Below are 2713 nucleotides of genomic sequence, written 5' to 3' on the forward strand. Positions count from 1 at the left end.
CGAGGTGCGCGAGGCGTTGCAGATCGGTCCGGACGCGCCGATCATCACCACCGACGCGCGGCACCGCGCGGATGCGAAGAGCGCGCTGATCACCCTGGTCGAACACGCCCTCATGGCACGCCTGCGCTGAGCACCCGCGAGCCGAGTCGCTCCCGTGCCGGGTGGCCTGGGCGGTCTTCTCCCCGCTTCCCATCGCTACCCGCGGGCCACACCTCCACACATGCGCGCGGCAGGGCCCCGCACACCGCGAGTGTGCGGGGCTTACCCTTGAGTGTCATCTCCCACCCGCGATCAACGAGGGGCAGCACCACCCGTGCGCATCGCCAGATTCTCCATCGACGGCAACGTCGCGTTCGGAGTCGTGGAAGGGGACGCCAACAGCGGCGACGGCCTCGTCCTCGACATCATCAAGGGCCACCCCTTCGCCGAGTTCGAGCGCTCGGGCAAGAGGGTCTCTCTGGACAAGGTGCGGCTGCTGCCGCCCGTGCTCCCGAACAAGGTGGTGGCCATCGGCCGCAACTACGCCGAGCACGCGGCGGAGATGGGGGGCGAGGTCCCCGAGGCGCCGGTCGCGTTCTTCAAGCCCTCCACCTCGGTGATCGGCCCCGGCGACCCGATCATCTACCCGTCCTTCTCCCGCGAGGTGCACCACGAGGCCGAGCTGGCCGTGGTCATCGGCCGGATGTGCAGCCAGGTGCCCCGGGAACGGGTGGCGGACGTGATCCTCGGCTACACCTGCGCCAACGACGTCACCGCCCGCGACATCCAGCGCAACGAGTCGCAGTGGGCCCGGGCCAAGGGCTTCGACAGTTCCTGCCCGCTGGGCCCCTGGGTGGTCACCGACATCGAACCGGCGGACCTGGCCGTCATGTGCACCGTCAACGGCGACCAGCGGCAGCTCGGCCGCACCGGCCAGATGGTGCGCTCGGTGGAGGACCTGGTCGTCCACATCACCGAGGCGATGACACTGCTCCCGGGGGACGTCATCCTCACCGGCACCCCGGCGGGCGTCGGCCTCATCAACGTCGGCGACGAGGTCGCCGTCACCATCGAAGGCATCGGCACTCTCACCAACAAGGTGATCAAGCGTGGCTAGCGCATCCGACGTACGCGTACGGTTCTGTCCCTCGCCGACCGGCAACCCCCATGTGGGCCTGGTCCGCACCGCCCTGTTCAACTGGGCGTTCGCCCGGCACCACGGCGGCACCCTGGTCTTCCGTATCGAGGACACCGACGCGGCCCGCGACTCCGAGGAGTCCTACGAGCTGCTGCTGGACTCGATGCGCTGGCTGGGCCTGGCCTGGGACGAGGGCCCCGTGGCGTTCGACGGCGCCTCCGGCGCGGGCGGCGGCCCGCACGCCCCCTACCGCCAGTCGCAGCGCCTGGACATCTACGCCGACGTCGCGCGGAAGCTGATGGAGGCCGGCCACGCCTACCGCTGCTACTGCACCGCCGAGGAGCTGGAGGAGCGGCGCGAGGCCGCGCGCAAGGCCGGGAGGCCCTCCGGCTACGACGGCAAGTGCCGTGCCCTCACCGAGGAGCAGAAGGCCGCCCACGAGGCCGAGGGCCGCGCCTCGATCGTCCGCTTCCGGATGCCGGACGAGGCGATCACTTTCACCGACCTGGTCCGCGGCGAGCTGACCTTCACCCCGGAGAACGTCACCGACTACGGCATCGTCCGCGCCAACGGCGCCCCGCTGTACACGCTGGTCAACCCGGTCGACGACGCCCTGATGGAGATCACCCACGTCCTGCGCGGCGAGGACCTGCTCTCCTCCACCCCCCGCCAGATCGCGCTGTACCGGGCACTGGCGGAGATCGGCGTGGGCAACGGGAGCACCCCGCGGTTCGGGCACCTGCCGTATGTGATGGGGGAGGGCAACAAGAAGCTCTCCAAGCGCGACCCGCAGTCCTCGCTCAACCTCTACCGCGAGCGCGGCTTCCTCCCCGAGGGCCTGCTCAACTACCTCGCTCTGCTGGGCTGGTCGATCGCCGAGGACCGGGACATCTTCTCGCTGGAGGAGATGGTCGCCGCCTTCGAGATCGGCGACGTCAACGCCAACCCGGCGCGCTTCGACCTCAAGAAGTGCGAGGCCATCAACGCCGTCCACATCCGGGAACTGGACGCCAAGGAGTTCATCGCCCGCTGTGAGCCGTGGCTGACCGCCCCGCACGCCCCCTGGGCGCCCGAGAGCTTCGACCGCGCCGCCTTCGAGGCGCTCGCGCCCCTGGCCCAGACCCGTCTGACGGCTCTGTCCGACATCACCGCCAACGTCGACTTCCTCTTCCTGGAGGAGCCGGTCGAGGACGGGGCGGCCTGGGCCAAGGCCATGAAGCCCGGCGCGGACGCCCTGCTGCGCACCGCGCGGGCGAAGCTGGCCGAGGCGGAGTGGAACGCCGACGCCCTGAAGGCGGCCGTCCTGGCCGCCGGCGAGGAGCACGGGCTCAAGCTCGGCAAGGCCCAGGCCCCGGTCCGCGTCGCCGTCACCGGCCGCACCGTCGGCCTGCCCCTGTTCGAGTCCCTGGAGGTCCTGGGCAGGGAGCGCACCCTGTCCCGCGTGGACGCCGCCCTGGCCAGGCTGGAGGCCGCCGCTCAGGCGTGAGCCGTCCATCTGACCGCCGCCCGCCGCGTTGACCGCGACGTAGAAGAGTGCGGGCACCACCATGCCGCACACGGCGGCGACCACCGGGAGCGCGGCCGCGGCCGGGCGCC

2 protein-coding genes and 2 pseudogenes are annotated in these 2713 nt (G+C 71.2%); 3 read left to right on the forward strand and 1 reads right to left on the reverse strand.

Annotation, left to right across the window (positions count from 1 at the left end; all coding sequences use genetic code 11):
- The 3 genes and pseudogenes from AC2CJA_RS25955 to gltX all read left to right on the forward strand — a co-directional run.
- A pseudogene (locus AC2CJA_RS25955) lies at positions 1-130 on the forward strand (ATP-binding protein); the annotation flags it as partial.
- Between the two features lie 183 nt (positions 131-313).
- Complete coding sequence (locus AC2CJA_RS25960) at positions 314-1096, forward strand: fumarylacetoacetate hydrolase family protein (protein ID WP_484605106.1); 783 nt, start codon at positions 314-316, stop codon at positions 1094-1096.
- Positions 1089-2603: a glutamate--tRNA ligase gene (gene gltX, locus AC2CJA_RS25965; RefSeq protein ID WP_484605107.1), complete on the forward strand. Its 1515-nt coding sequence runs from the start codon at positions 1089-1091 to the stop codon at positions 2601-2603. Before AC2CJA_RS25960 ends, gltX begins: the two co-directional genes overlap by 8 nt.
- Here gltX and AC2CJA_RS25970 read toward each other — a convergent pair.
- Positions 2604-2713, reverse strand: a pseudogene (locus tag AC2CJA_RS25970) (Na+/H+ antiporter NhaA); the annotation flags it as partial.

This window comes from Streptomyces sp. ATLC9, assembly GCF_057196705.1.